The 12,398-nt window shown below is 65.4% G+C and carries 17 protein-coding genes and 1 pseudogene; 5 read left to right on the top strand and 13 right to left on the bottom strand.

All coding sequences use genetic code 11. The annotated features are described in order from the left end of the window. Positions 1–86 precede the first annotated feature (86 nt). Positions 87–1,007 (top strand): pca operon transcription factor PcaQ, encoded by a 921-nt coding sequence (gene pcaQ, locus FZN60_RS04080; RefSeq protein WP_199266481.1) that lies wholly within the window; start codon positions 87–89, stop codon positions 1,005–1,007. A gap of 266 nt (positions 1,008–1,273) precedes the next feature. On the opposite strand, the gene FZN60_RS04075 is transcribed toward pcaQ, so the two are convergent. Continuing rightward, positions 1,274–1,912 (bottom strand): TetR/AcrR family transcriptional regulator, encoded by a 639-nt coding sequence (locus FZN60_RS04075; RefSeq protein WP_158871387.1) that lies wholly within the window; start codon positions 1,910–1,912, stop codon positions 1,274–1,276. 181 nt (positions 1,913–2,093) lie between these two features. Here FZN60_RS04075 and FZN60_RS04070 point away from each other — a divergent pair, with 181 nt between their 5' ends. From FZN60_RS04070 to FZN60_RS04055, 4 genes are all read left to right on the top strand, one after another. After that, positions 2,094–3,026 (top strand): alpha/beta hydrolase, encoded by a 933-nt coding sequence (locus FZN60_RS04070; RefSeq protein ID WP_158871385.1) that lies wholly within the window; start codon positions 2,094–2,096, stop codon positions 3,024–3,026. A 40-nt stretch (positions 3,027–3,066) separates the two neighbouring features. Further along, a complete protein-coding gene (locus FZN60_RS04065; RefSeq protein ID WP_158871382.1) occupies positions 3,067–3,462 on the top strand; it encodes a RidA family protein in 396 nt (131 codons plus the stop codon). A gap of 256 nt (positions 3,463–3,718) precedes the next feature. Continuing rightward, entirely contained in the window at positions 3,719–4,375 is a 657-nt protein-coding gene (locus FZN60_RS04060) for a hypothetical protein (RefSeq protein WP_158871380.1), read from the top strand. A 30-nt stretch (positions 4,376–4,405) separates the two neighbouring features. Continuing rightward, on the top strand, positions 4,406–5,350 hold the full coding sequence (locus tag FZN60_RS04055) for an ABC transporter substrate-binding protein (RefSeq protein WP_158871378.1): 945 nt from the start codon (positions 4,406–4,408) through the stop codon (positions 5,348–5,350). Between the two features lie 799 nt (positions 5,351–6,149). Here the strand turns inward: FZN60_RS04055 and FZN60_RS04050 are convergent. The 12 genes and pseudogenes from FZN60_RS04050 to FZN60_RS03995 form a co-directional block, all read right to left on the bottom strand. Next, positions 6,150–7,244 carry a 3-hydroxyacyl-CoA dehydrogenase family protein gene (locus FZN60_RS04050; RefSeq protein ID WP_158871376.1) on the bottom strand — a complete coding sequence of 365 codons (1,095 nt, stop codon included), beginning with the start codon at positions 7,242–7,244 and terminating at the stop codon, positions 6,150–6,152. Further along, a pseudogene (locus tag FZN60_RS04045) lies at positions 7,241–8,200 on the bottom strand (ATP-binding cassette domain-containing protein); the annotation flags it as partial. The pseudogene FZN60_RS04045 and the gene FZN60_RS04050, both read right to left, overlap by 4 nt. Before the next feature lie 350 nt (positions 8,201–8,550). Next, positions 8,551–8,949 carry a hypothetical protein gene (locus FZN60_RS04040; RefSeq protein WP_158871374.1) on the bottom strand — a complete coding sequence of 133 codons (399 nt, stop codon included), beginning with the start codon at positions 8,947–8,949 and terminating at the stop codon, positions 8,551–8,553. A gap of 44 nt (positions 8,950–8,993) precedes the next feature. Next, the gene (locus FZN60_RS04035; protein WP_158871372.1) at positions 8,994–9,182 is read right to left on the bottom strand and encodes a hypothetical protein; all 189 of its coding nucleotides are present in this window, start codon (positions 9,180–9,182) and stop codon (positions 8,994–8,996) included. Next, positions 9,179–9,484, bottom strand: coding sequence for a hypothetical protein (locus FZN60_RS04030; RefSeq protein ID WP_158871370.1), 306 nt, complete (start codon positions 9,482–9,484; stop codon positions 9,179–9,181). Before FZN60_RS04030 ends, FZN60_RS04035 begins: the two co-directional genes overlap by 4 nt. After that, positions 9,481–9,768: a hypothetical protein gene (locus tag FZN60_RS04025; RefSeq protein WP_158871368.1), complete on the bottom strand. Its 288-nt coding sequence runs from the start codon at positions 9,766–9,768 to the stop codon at positions 9,481–9,483. Before FZN60_RS04025 ends, FZN60_RS04030 begins: the two co-directional genes overlap by 4 nt. Next, positions 9,765–10,784 (bottom strand): metallophosphoesterase, encoded by a 1,020-nt coding sequence (locus FZN60_RS04020; RefSeq protein ID WP_158871366.1) that lies wholly within the window; start codon positions 10,782–10,784, stop codon positions 9,765–9,767. The genes FZN60_RS04025 and FZN60_RS04020 overlap by 4 nt, the downstream gene beginning before the upstream one ends. 217 nt (positions 10,785–11,001) lie before the next feature. Then, a complete protein-coding gene (locus FZN60_RS04015; RefSeq protein WP_158871364.1) occupies positions 11,002–11,511 on the bottom strand; it encodes a metallophosphoesterase family protein in 510 nt (169 codons plus the stop codon). Further along, positions 11,508–11,852: a hypothetical protein gene (locus tag FZN60_RS04010; protein WP_158871362.1), complete on the bottom strand. Its 345-nt coding sequence runs from the start codon at positions 11,850–11,852 to the stop codon at positions 11,508–11,510. Before FZN60_RS04010 ends, FZN60_RS04015 begins: the two co-directional genes overlap by 4 nt. Then, complete coding sequence (locus tag FZN60_RS04005; RefSeq protein ID WP_158871360.1) at positions 11,849–12,040, bottom strand: hypothetical protein; 192 nt, start codon at positions 12,038–12,040, stop codon at positions 11,849–11,851. Before FZN60_RS04005 ends, FZN60_RS04010 begins: the two co-directional genes overlap by 4 nt. Continuing rightward, positions 12,037–12,213 carry a hypothetical protein gene (locus FZN60_RS04000; RefSeq protein ID WP_158871358.1) on the bottom strand — a complete coding sequence of 59 codons (177 nt, stop codon included), beginning with the start codon at positions 12,211–12,213 and terminating at the stop codon, positions 12,037–12,039. Before FZN60_RS04000 ends, FZN60_RS04005 begins: the two co-directional genes overlap by 4 nt. Beyond that, positions 12,210–12,398 (bottom strand): hypothetical protein, encoded by a 189-nt coding sequence (locus tag FZN60_RS03995; protein ID WP_158871356.1) that lies wholly within the window; start codon positions 12,396–12,398, stop codon positions 12,210–12,212. The genes FZN60_RS04000 and FZN60_RS03995 overlap by 4 nt, the downstream gene beginning before the upstream one ends.

Genomic DNA, 12,398 nt, shown 5'->3' with positions numbered 1-12,398 from the left:
CTCCCGGCCTCGTCTCGGCATAATTCGCTTGAACGGTGATGTAAAATGAGGATCGATGCAGCTTTCATAACCATGGAGTTATAGACATGCGAATGTCGGCCGTGCGCCTGCGCCACCTCCGGGCCTTCGTCGCCGTCGCCCGGCAGGCGAGCGTCGGGCGGGCCGCGTCGGACCTGTCGATCACCCAGCCGGCCGTGTCCAAGGCGATCCGGGAGCTGGAGCGGATCCTCGGCGTCGAGCTGTTCGACCGCGCCCGGCGCGGCGCCGTTCTATCGCGCTTCGGCGAGATGTTCCTGCGCCACGCGGAGGCGAGCCTGTCGGCCCTGCGCCGCGGGCTGGAGGAGGTCGAGGGCGCAACAACCGAGCACGCGCTTCCCGTGCGCGTCGGGGCGCTGCCGACTGTTTCGGCGCGCCTCCTGCCGAGCGCCATCCGGCGCTACCAGGCACACGGCTTTGGCGCGGTGCCGCGCGTCGTCACCGGCCCGAACGACTACCTCACCCAGCAGCTGCGCCAGGGCGATCTCGACATCGTCATCGGCCGGATGGGAGAGCCGGAGGCGACCACTGGCCTGGTCTTCGAGCACCTCTACTCCGAGCCGCTCGTCTTCGCCGTTCGAGCGGACCACCCGCTCGCCGGGGCGCCGCTCTCGCCCGGCGCCCTTGGCGCGTTCGAATGGCTCCTGCCGCCGCCCGGCTCGGTGATCCGGCCGGTCGTCGATCGCTTCTTCGCGGCCTTCAACCTGCCGCGCCCGGCGAGGATCGTGGAAACCGTCTCGCTGGCCTTCTCGCGCCGCTACGTCCGCACGAGCGACGCGATCTGGGTCATCTCGGAAGGCGTGGTGCTGGAGGATCTCCAGAGCGGCGAGTTCGCGCGTCTCGCCTTCGATACGGACGACACGATGGGGCCTGTCGGCGTCACGTTGCGCGCCGGCATCTCGCTGTCCGCCCCGGCCGACGTGCTGCTCCAGGAGCTGCGCGCGGTCGCCGCCGAGATCCGATGCTCATGATGCCGATCATCGGCGGACATGGAGGCTATGTCGTTGGTCTCGCGGCACTTCGGGCGGCAGGCGTCGATCGTCGGAAGTCGGCGCGCAGCCCGCAATCTTCGACCGAAAAGCCCGGATATCGTCCATCGAACGATCCACTCGCCGATCTGAACCGTTTCGAACTGAACATCGCATCGTCGCACCGACATCGAGAGCACCGATCGTCCAGTCGGGGGACCGACTCGGCTCCCACGGCCGCTGCTCCGCGATCGGCGCCATCTCGACGATCACGCCTCGCGGAGCAGCGCCCTGACGGCAGCCTCGACATGACCGTGCAAGCACGCATCGTCCGGCATCGGAGCGTCGGCAAGCAATCTTCCGAGTTGCAGCTCCGTGAGGATCATCCCATGGAAAAGCCGGGCAAGCCTTTCCGCGCTTCCTGCCGGCGTTCTCGACTGTTCTTCGAGATGAAGAAATATCGTCCATAGCGCGCGGTAAACAGATCGGGGGCCGGCAGAATAGAAGACATGACCGACTTCGGGAAAGCGTCGCGCTTCCGCCAGCACGATCCGGTGGATGAGGATGCCGTCGTCGGAAAGCACGCACTTCAGGAACGTCACTCCGAAACTCGAGAGGGTGACAGCAGGGTCCTCGCTCGTCGATGCCGGCTGCATGATCGGTCGCAACGTTCTTTCGCAGCGCTGACGGATGGCTTCCGAAAACAGCGCTTCCTTGCTTCCGAACTCTCGATAGATGCTTGCCTTCGATCCTCCGCTTCGGGCGATGATCGCGTCTATGGTCACATTGTCGAATCCGTTCCGGAGGAAGAGGTCGCCTGCTTCTTCCAGGAAGGCCTCCCGGCGCTTCGCCGACTTCGAGTTTCCGGAACGACCGGGCGATGTTTGCGCGAGTGGCAAAATTTCCAAAATCCTCGTTGACGGAGCAGCTCGGTAATGTACCGTACATTACTAAACTGAGCTCGGCAATGCGGGATTGGATCCGATGCCGGAGGGAAGCCGTATCGCTTCAGACGCGTGACTGGCTGATCTCTGCCCACGCCAAGGCTGGGTTCTGCATTCCGACCGAAGACCCAGAACGAGACGTGAGATGAAGCTTTTCGTCCGGACTCCGTCGTTTCAACGCCATCCGGCATCCTGGTTCGGCGCGCTGATCCTTTGTCTCGTCTGCATGACGTCGGCGCATGCCGCCGGCGTCCAGGTCCAGGACAACGTGGAATACGCGGTTCACGACGGAATATCGCTCACGGGAACGATCTACTCACCAGCGGGCAGCAGCCGCTCGCCGGCGATCGTGGCGATACATGGCGGTGGGTGGCAGGTCGGCGATCGCAGCGTCTACAAGCATTGGGGGCCGTACCTTGCGGAGCGCGGGTACACGGTCTTCGCTATCGAGTACAGGCTGGGCAAGGATACGTATCCCGAGTTGGTCCAGGACGTGCTTGCTGCGATAAAGTATATCCGCGGCAACTCGGACGAGTTGAATGTGGATCCCGATCGATTGGCGCTGATCGGCGACTCGTCGGGCGGACATCTGGCCGCGTTGGCCGCGCTTGCCGGCAAGGAGGAGCCTTTCCGCGGCGCCTATCCCGCCGATGCCCACAGCGGCGTCGACACGGCAGTGAAGGCGGTTGTCACCATCTACGGCGTGTTCGATATGGCCGCGCAGTGGAACCACGACCAGCTTGCTCGACCTCTCGACCAGATCTCCCAGAACTATCTCGGCGTTGCTCCTATGGAGAGCCGGCGTGTCTATTTCGAAGCGTCGCCGATCAGCTACGCCGAACAGTCGCGGCGCGGAACGGCGTTTCTCGTCGTCTACGGTACGCAGGATGACGTGGTCGATCCCGAGACGCAGTCGATTCCCTTCATCAACGCCCTCAAGCAGGCTCGAATCCCGGCGCAGCCGCTTGTCGTCGAAGGGGCGCCGCATTTCTGGATTTGGGACCCCATAGATGAACCGCAGAGCTTCACGCATTTCCTTGCGCCGCGGCTACTCTGGTTCCTGCAGTCGCGGCTCTAGCAAGCGTCGACATCGATAGATCAACAAGAGGAGCGATGACATGAGCGTCAAGAAGACGATAATCGAGCCGACCTGGGAAGCGAAATACGCCTATTCGCCGGCCGTGGTGACCGAAGGCGGCAAGACGGTCTGGCTCGCCGGACACGTCGGGTTCGTCGACGATAGCGGAGCATCGCTTGCAGGCGATTTCGAAGCCCAGACGCGGCAGGCGTTCAAGAACGTCGAAAAGACCATGCAACGAGCGGGCGGAAGTCTCGCCGACATCGTCTGGATGACGGTAGCGATCTCTGACGGCCGCTATTCGCAGCGTTTCAGCGACATCCGCAAGGAGATCTACGGCAAGGACTTTCCAGCGAGCACGCTGTTGACGACGTCCGCTTTCGCTGCCGCCGAGATCATGGTGGAGATTACCGCTGTCGCCGTCCTCGACGCATAGCGGCCGATGGTGGTCGTCTTGCGGCCGTCCGGTCGGGAAAAGACTACCATCGGCCGAGATCACGCGAAAACGGAGATTGCCGCGAGGCGTGAGGCTCACGCGTACGTCGCCGCCTTCATGGCGATGTGCGGACTTCCGGCTACCGCCGGCGGCGCGTAGCCGCGGGAGGCGACCAAGGACCGAGTCCCGCTCGATCTGAGCGGAGGGGCGTCGTTCTGCTCGCGCTTGTCGAGGACGGGACCATGCTTCTGATGAAGTGCTGTCGTCGATCGGCGGTGACGGGATCGGCATCGGACCCATCATCCTGGAGAGCGTCGCATTCGCCCGCGCTTCTGTCTACGCGCGCTTCCGCCTCGCCCATGGGGAGACGTCGATCGACGCCGTCGACGCCGAGCGGGACATGCACGACGACCGTCAGCACGTCGGGTTCGCCGAACATGAGTTGTGCCGAGATGAAGAGTGTATCCACTCGGCGTGCTTTCATCGTGCGCCGGACCATTCGTGCCTCGCGTTGATCGGCGGTGCGCCTGCTCCGGAATTAGGATCCCGCCCGGGACGCATCGCGCCGGCCGTACGGTCTGCTCTCATCTTGCTTCTAGTTCGATGCAGGTTCGTTCCAAGCTGGACGTTCTGGTTTCCGGAGAAGAGTGGATACGCGGGTATCAAGCATGTCGGCTTCCTCGGCGTCTCCGGTGAACGCGTCGAGGACGAAGGCGCGGTGATCGGCTTGCCGCGGCAGGAACATCTTCGCGATCGGGAGAGCGACCGCAACGGGATCGAAGCTGCCGCCAAGACGATCCGCATTTCGGGTCCTTCCGTTCCAAGTTCCCCGCTGAAAGCAGCTGAAGCGGTTCTCGCAAGTTCGATCGTCCAGAACATCCCGGAAGACGGTCCGGCAGGATGTATGGGCTAGCATCGGTTCCACGAGCACAAGGAGAAACCTATGTCGCTTGGTTGCGATGACGAAGAAGATCCGCTGCAGATCGTCGTCTTTCCGGGCGGCTTCAACTGGCCGCTCTTTGTCGCTGACGAGGGAGGTTTTTTCGCCGACAACCGCGTTGCCGTGAACATCACGCCGACTCCGGATTCGAAGTTCCAAATGGCGGGACTCGTCGACGGGCGATTCGACATCGCCTTCACCGCGATGGACAATGTGGTCGCCTATTTGGAGGGCCAAGGTGCCGTAGAGACGAGGTTCGAACCAGACCTCGTCGCCTTCATGGGAAGCGACAGCGGATTCCTTCGGCTGGTGTCGGTTCCGGACATCGCCACCATCGAGCAGCTTGCTGGCCGCCGACTGGGGGTCGACGCGCTCACGACGGGCTATGCCTTCGTACTGCGGAAGCTCCTCGACATGGCGGGGATCAAACAGACGGAGATCCGCTTCGTGCAGGCCGGGGGCGTCAAAAGCCGATACGATTCGTTGTTGCGGCGGGATTTCGATGCCACCCTTCTCGTAACTCCCTTCGAGGCCATGGCGACCGATGAAGGCTGCAATCAGCTGGCCGACGCCTCGCGGGCGCTTGGCGCTTACCAGGGTGTCGTAGCGGCTACCCGGCGCCGATGGGCGCACGACAACCGCGAAAAGATCCTCGCCTTCATTCGCAGCTACCGTGCGGCTCTCGACTGGCTCTTCGATCCGGGAAACAAGACCCGGGCGCTGGAAATCTTTCGGCGAAACGTGCCGGGAGCGGGCGACGCGTTGGCCGGAAAATCCTACGACATCCTCCTCGACGCCGAAGGTGGCTTCTTCCGGGATGGTCGTCTCGACCGGCAAGGCATCGCGAACGTCGTCGCGCTCCGCAGCGAATACGGGCGACCGGTCAAACTGCTGAACGATTCCTTGAAGTACTACGACACCATCTACTTGGAGGATGCGCTCGTGTAGGGCGATGCACCTCGCGCTCGCTCGCCAGGCGCTCCACATCTCATCGAGCGTTATGTCCTTGCGCTCCTCGATCGCAGCGGTCACGGACCCTTCGTGCGCGTCCGACTGCGATCCACGCGGCCGCCCCCGTCGGCGCGCCAAGCGCTCAGCGTCATGCGCCGGCCGCACCCGGCGCACTGCCGTTGCGACCGCCACCCCGAACCACGCTGCCGCTGATCGAGGCGCTGCCCCACCGGGCGCGACACCGGATCGCGCCCTCGAGGATCCTCGCTGCAGGCTCGTGCCAACGCCGCCTCTGCGAAGGCAACCGTGAACCACAAGCCGTCACAGCCGTCACCGGCGAACCGGCTCCGCCGGCAGGAGGCGTGCTCTGGGGGCACGGCTTTGCACATGCCGGCAAGCCCGGCCGTTTCCGAGACGACCCCATCACGGCAGTTCGGTCGGGTTCCGAGCACCATCGAGGCTGCTCCTTGGTCCATTCTGTCGCTCCGGTCCCGTCGTCGCGCAGCGAGCGCCACCCGGGCGAACGGTAGAGCACGGCCAGATGTCGGATCGGGAACCTGCCGCGTCACGGCCTGCAGTCGTGGCCACGCGGCCCATCGGGGCGGTCTTGGCCTTTCGCCGTCCAGATCGATCTGACGGCCTGCTGTGCGGCCCTGCCGTTGCCAGAGCCGGGCTCGCTCGCCTCTACCGTTGGTGAGCCGCTCGGTGCGAGCGGCCGTCATCCCACACGAGATGCGCTTCGTCGTCGAGCTCCCCCGATCCGCCCGGTCAACCGCTCGAATTGCAAGTTTTTGCCTTATCGTCTGCGGCATCGCTTGATGGCGATGCCGCGTCGGAACTCCGACCGCGGGCCAAGGTATCCCTCCACCTGGTCGCACGCCCGGTTCGGCGACGATGGCGCGGGTGACCGGACGCCGATCCTGCCGACGGCGTCGTAGTCGCGCAGCCATGTGAGAAGTTCAGCCAGCTGCCGGTCCCGTTCCGTCACGACCTCCTCGTGACCGCGTCCGAATTCGTACCAGCCCTTGCCTGTCAACGCCCCCAGATGGCCTTGGTCCACAAGTTGGCGGAGCGCCTTGCGGGCCTTGAAATTCTCGTCTCCGGTCTGGTCGTAAAGCGAGTCCGTCACCGCCAGCGCGGTTCGTTTGGAAACGACGAGATCCTCCGTCAGCAAAGGACCCCAGAGCGCAAGCCTCGGCCCGAGGCTCAAACGAACTGCGGCATCGATACCCTCGCGCGAAGCGAGACCTTCGTCCATCAGACGGTAGATCTCCGACAGCATGGCGAATTGGATGCGGTTCACGAGAAAGCCCGGCCGTTCGGCGATCGCGACGTCGACATGGTCTAGCGACGAGACGAAGGTGCCGCCCCATTCCACCACCTCGGGCGGCGTGAACTCGGCATGGATCAGCTCCACCACGCGAACGATGTGTGCAGGCGTCACATAGTGGATTCCGAGAACGCGCCGTTTGTGCGTGACGTCGGTCGCGATCTGCGACAACAGAAAGGAGGACGTGTTGGTGGCGATGACGACGTTCTCTCGACAGAGTCGGTCAAGCCGATGGAAGAGAGCCTGTTTTACGCTCAGCACTTCCTGGACCACCTCGTGGACGAGGATCGCGCCCTCGACCGCTCGCTCCAGATCGCCTTCGAAACGGATCCTATCTACGACGTTCTTGGCGTGAGCCTCATCCCCTGTGATCGCGGATGCGATCGGCATGGCTCGCGTACCGAACTGCTGCAGCATTTCCGTCTGCACGTCGTTCACGACGACGTCGTAGCCGTGCCGCGAGTACAGCGTGGCTATCACACAGCCCATGAAACCGGCGCCGACGACGCAGATGCGAGCTCCGGGGAGGGGAGGCGCAATGTCGAAGTCACGTTCTGTCAATGGACGGCCGCATACATGATGCGCTCCTCGGTTGCTTCGTTCGGGGTGAATTCTTCGACAATGCGGCCCGCGCGCGAGACGAGGATCCGGTCCGAGATGTTCATGATCTCGGGAAGATAGGAGGAGATCACGACGACCGCGATGCCGTCGTCGGCCAGCCGGTTCAGGAGCTGATGGATCTCGGCAATCGCGCCGACGTCGACACCCCGGGTCGGCTCGTCGACGATTATGAGCTTGGGCTTCTGGACCAGAGACCGGGCGATCACGACCTTCTGCTGATTGCCGCCGGACAACTCGATGACCCTGGCATTCGAGTTGATGGCCTTGATGTTCAGTCGTTTGGTCCATTCGTCCGCCATTCGTTTCACTTCGCCGTAGCGGAGAATGAAACTCGAGCTGACATTGGCCGCCTGCGCGCCGCGATGGATGTTCTCTGCGATCGACATGCTTTCGAAGAAGCCCTCGATCTTCCGGTCCTCCGTGACGTACACGATGCCGTCCATGACCGCGGAGCGCGGGGTCCGGTAGCGTACGGGCTTGTTGTTCAGCCGTACCTCGCCGCCGTGGAAGAAGTCGCGCTTGTAGATGCCGGAGATCACCTTCGCCGCCTCGGTGCGGCCGGAACCGATGAGACCGAAAAGCCCGGTGATCTGTCCGGCGTAGACGGAGAACGAGTTGTTCTTGACGATCTTGGACATGGACAGGTTCTGCACCGACAGAACTTTCCTGCCGGGGCGCCGTACCCGATCTTCGCCGTGCTCATGATAGAGTTCTCCAGACAACGCCCGACCGACCATGGCTCGTACGATCGTCTCCCGATTGAACGCCTTCACGTCGTCGCTTGCGATCATCTCGCCATCGCGGAGGATCGAGATCCTGTCGGAGAGCGCCAGCGCCTCCTCCAGGGCATGGCTGATGAAGATGACGGAGACGCCCCGCTTCTTCAGATTGTTGATAGGCGTTGCGAGCGGGCCCTCTTGATGTCAGTCCGCTCAACAGGTTGCCGCGCCGATCGGCGTAGAAGCTGGGTGCCGATCCACACCCGGTCTACGAGAGGGCGTTGGCGGGGTGGACGAGACTCGATCGGGTGGCCGTCGACAACAGCTGAAGCCGACGGGTGGAAAGTTTGTGGCTGGATCCGGCCGCAGTCGACGCGACCATGTCGCCGTCCGTCCGGCAGCTCACTCTCTTCTGACGCTTGCCGACCCCGTCCGCCGGCACCATCTCACCGGTGGACGGGGAGCCTCGAGGCGCCTTGAGGTGGAAGGCCCGCTCTCCGGCGACGGATCGAGCGGGCCTTTTCCGTTCAGTCGCCCAACTCGCCGTAGTACCCCTTGGGCGCGATGCCCGGGCACGCTTCCCACGTCGACGACCAGCTGATCCGGCCGGGCTCCAGCGGAAAGATCCCGAACGGCTTCCCCTTCACCCGCCCGACCGCGATCCCATCGACCTCGCCGACGGGCCCTAGCACGACGGTGCCGATCGCCGCGGTCGTCGAGATCGAGCACAGCGGCAGGAGGTCGAAATCCGTCGGGTCGGTCGCCGTCCATTCGACGGACCATCGGCCGGCACCGGCGGGCTCGATCGTCAGCTCGCACGCCAGGTCGCCGCACGCGCCGGACCAGCGACCGGTATACGGGTCGTCGGCGGCCGCCGCGGCGGGGAGGGCGAGGACGAGCGACAGGGTGGCGAGAACGGCTCGCATGACGGTCTCCAGTTTCGAGCTTTGGATTCAGAGTCGGTGGTGGATCATCCAGGGTCGGTCACACGCCTGGTCGCTCGAGCGTCGGCCACATGTTCAAGTCCGCGGATGCCGCCTCGGCGCAGATAGCTGCGGACGAGGGCGGCCTCGTCGGCGTCGAGATTCCTGCCGGCGACGAAAGCCGGCCATGTGACGCGCCCGTCGATGAGGTCGTCGAGGTCGTCGCGGATGCTCACTCGTCGTCCTCCGGGTTCTCGTCGGCCAGCGCCTGGAGCCGTTCGATGACGGATTCCGGTAGGGTTTCGGGAACGACCCTCATCGACAGATCGCGAAGGATCAGAATTCCGTGCTCGCCGGCGATGCGCAGGAGGCCGGCGAGGTCGGTGCCGAGCACCCAGCTTGCGACCTTTGTGCTCGTGCCGCCGGACGCCCACATCTCGACGACGGCGGCGGGCAGGTCGCCCGGTGTCTCGTCGAAGGCCAACTCGATCCAGGCCGCCACGCTCCTACGTCGGCGCTCCTCGTCCCGCTCGGTCACGACCCGCCCCCGCGCATCCGCCGGATCCGCTCCGCCAGCGCCTCGTCGACGGCCGCCGGCGCCGCATCCGGATCGGTCCGCTCCGCGAGCAGCTGCTGCGCCAGCGCTTCGCCGGACGCTGCCCGCCGCGCCAGGCGGACGCCGGTGAGCGACTCGATGGCGGCGGTCCGTGCGGCGCGGCGGATCCGGGCCGCTTCGGCGAGCGTCAGGCCCAGGCGGTCGGCGAGGGCAGGCCAGCCGAACTCGCCGTCCAGCCAGCGGTCGATGTCGGTGTCTTCGGTCACGTGTCGTCCTCCTGCCCATCGAGGCTCTCGCCTAGGATCCGGGCGATCGCCGCCGGGTCCGCCCGCTCGGCCCGGGCACGCATCATCGCGGCGCCGGCGTCGTCGGGCGGCGTCAGCTGCGGCTGCCTTCCGAACGGCCACTGGAAATCATCCGGCCTCTCGATCGCCTCCTCGATGTTCGCCCAACTCGCGAAGGGGCGATCGTCTGCGAGGTCGACGATCAGCCGCGGATCGAACCCAGTCTGCTCGCTCTCGTCCTGCCGGCGGGCATGCGCCGCGTGCTGGTATCCTCTCGGATTGCACAGGATTCGTGTGCCGCCGATCCAGTAATCCTTCCGCTCGTGCGTGTGACCATGAATCCAGAGCTGCGGTCGGTAGCGGTAGATGATCGGCTCGAGGTCGGATGCGTAGGACGCGTCCAGGTCCTCGATATACGAGGGGTCCCGCAGCGACATCGGCGACGGCGCATGGTGCGTGAGGACGATCGTCGGACCGTCAAACGGCGTCGCCAGTGCGGCTTCGATGGCGGCGCGGTGGCGCAGGTGCTCGTCGAGCAGCGCATGGGGTCGCAGGCGTCGGCGGTACGCGTCGGCGCGGATGAATCGGAAATCCTTCATCGATGCGGTTGCCGCTTCCATCGCGGCCGCCGTATCGCCGGAGATGCTGTAGTCCGTCCAGAGCGTGCCGCCGATGAAGCGGCATCCGCCCATGATCAGGCTCTCGCCGTCTAGGATGTGGATTCCATCCGTCTGGAGGCGGTCGCGGAAGCGGCCGATCTCGGCGTCGAGGGAGCCTCTCCAATAATCGTGGTTGCCAGCGCAGAGGATGATCGGAAGCCCCGTGGCCTGGCGCTGGTGCTCAAGCCACGTCCGGCCCATCCGGCTCAGTCGGCCGGCGATGTCGCCAGCGATCAGGATCGCGTCCGCGTCCCGTCCGATGTCACGGGGGATCGAGTAATTGCCGAGGCTTGCACGGCTGTAATCGTCGTGCAGGTCGCTGATGATGTGGATCCGCATGGGGGGCCTTCCTCGCGCTCGTCCCGCCTACGGCTCGTGCCGACCTCGGGTACGCCTTCCTTGTTGCACGGAGCGGTGAACGTCAGGTGCATCCGGAAGATCAAATGCAAGCTGATCGGTGAGTAGTGGCGGCGGCTTCACCGTGCGCCGGCGCCGCGACCGCTCGTCGAGAACGCGCAGGAGCCGCGCCGCCGCTTCCGCCCGGGTCTCGCCGTCCTCACTCATTGACCGCGTCCCCGATCCGCCTGAGGACCTCGGACAAGCGGACCGGCCGGTAGCCCCAGGCGTCGACGCCGACGTCACAAGAGCGGCCGACGCCGGCGCGGTTGCCGTGGACATGGCCGAAGAGGTGGACGGCCTGCCGCCAGTATCCCGGCCACTCCAGCATTGGATAATGCGCCAGGAACAGCCGCTGGCCGTCGACAGCGATCTCCGCTGCCGGCTGGACGGACGCCCAAGGCAGGGCGCAGGTCGCCTCGCCGTCGTGGTTGCCGACGACGAGATGCTTGCGGCCGTTCAGCCGCTCGAAGACGCGCTCGGCCTCGCCTGCGGTCGCACGGTACGCGAAGTCGCCGAGATGCCAGACGTCGTCGCTCTCGCGAACGACGGCGTTCCAGTTGCGGATGAGGGCCTCGCGCATCTCGACGACGCCCTCGAACGGCCGGCGAGACAAGTCGACGATGCGGGCGTGGCCGAAGTGCGTGTCGGCCGTGAAGAACGTCGTCATGCGTCCTCGACATGGAGCAGGAGCGCGATGTCGATCTCGACGGCGGGGTCGACCGCGACGATCGCCGACAGCATGGCCGCCAGCTCGACGACCTCGGCGATCGGCATGTCGTCGGCCGGCCAAGCGGCGGCGCCGGAGAGATGGACGGCGAGGTCGACGCGCTCGCTGACGCCGGGCTCAAGGAGCTGGTCGGCGAGCACCCGGCGGACTCCAGGCGCCACGTTGAGCGCGACGCGCAGGCCGAAGCCGAGGGCGGCCTGGACGGGGGCGGCGCCGGCGGCGTGATGGAGAGCGACGACGACCCACTTGGGCACCTGGACGATGATGGTCTCGACGGTCATCGCGGCCCCCGCAGATGGTCCAGCTGCCACCTGGTGACGAGTTCGCGCAGGCACTGGCGTCCGTCGTCGTCAACGCGGGACCAGAGGTCGGCCGCCTCGCGGACGAGGGCTTCCGTGTCCACGTTCTCGTCGGCTTCAAGGCGGGCCAGCCGGCGGCGGACGCGCTCGTCGACAATCTCGACGTTCATGACAGCTCTCCGTAGGCATGGTCGAGACAGCGGCGGACGTAGGCCGCCGTCAGCTCACACTCGCCGGCGACGACGAGGGCAGCGAACGCCTGATCGCGTGTCAGGCCCCATCGCGCCGCCGCCTCGTCGATCAGCCGGACGACTCGATCGGGCAGGTCGACCTCGATGATCACGACGGCCTCCGCATCCGCTCGACGACGAGCTGCAGCGCGGCGATGCCGAGAATCTTCCGGCCGTCGGCATCGAGGCGGGACCACACGTCGACCGCTTGGTGGATCAGCTCGGCGACGGGAACGCCCTCGTCGGCTTCGATCGCGGCGAGGCGGGCGCGGACGGCGGCCGGCAGGGCGATGACCAT

Source organism: Antarcticirhabdus aurantiaca (assembly GCF_009765365.1).
In the GTDB taxonomy this organism is placed as follows: domain Bacteria; phylum Pseudomonadota; class Alphaproteobacteria; order Rhizobiales; family Rhizobiaceae; genus Antarcticirhabdus; species Antarcticirhabdus aurantiaca.
This window is presented reverse-complemented; position numbering and strand designations above follow the sequence as displayed.

Excerpts from the sequence above, each read along its gene's own strand:
- FZN60_RS04065 (WP_158871382.1), top strand. The coding sequence starts at position 3,067 with ATGAGCGTCAAGAAGACGATAATCGAGCCGACCTGGGAAGCGAAATAC.
- FZN60_RS04010 (WP_158871362.1), bottom strand. The coding sequence starts at position 11,852 with ATGACCGTCGAGACCATCATCGTCCAGGTGCCCAAGTGGGTCGTCGTC.
- FZN60_RS04020 (WP_158871366.1), bottom strand. The coding sequence starts at position 10,784 with ATGCGGATCCACATCATCAGCGACCTGCACGACGATTACAGCCGTGCA.
- FZN60_RS04040 (WP_158871374.1), bottom strand. The coding sequence starts at position 8,949 with ATGCGAGCCGTTCTCGCCACCCTGTCGCTCGTCCTCGCCCTCCCCGCC.
- FZN60_RS04015 (WP_158871364.1), bottom strand. The coding sequence starts at position 11,511 with ATGACGACGTTCTTCACGGCCGACACGCACTTCGGCCACGCCCGCATC.
- pcaQ (WP_199266481.1), top strand. The coding sequence starts at position 87 with ATGCGAATGTCGGCCGTGCGCCTGCGCCACCTCCGGGCCTTCGTCGCC.
- FZN60_RS04005 (WP_158871360.1), bottom strand. The coding sequence starts at position 12,040 with ATGAACGTCGAGATTGTCGACGAGCGCGTCCGCCGCCGGCTGGCCCGC.
- FZN60_RS04055 (WP_158871378.1), top strand. The coding sequence starts at position 4,406 with ATGTCGCTTGGTTGCGATGACGAAGAAGATCCGCTGCAGATCGTCGTC.
- FZN60_RS03995 (WP_158871356.1), bottom strand. The coding sequence starts at position 12,398 with ATGGTCATCGCCCTGCCGGCCGCCGTCCGCGCCCGCCTCGCCGCGATC.
- FZN60_RS04070 (WP_158871385.1), top strand. The coding sequence starts at position 2,094 with ATGAAGCTTTTCGTCCGGACTCCGTCGTTTCAACGCCATCCGGCATCC.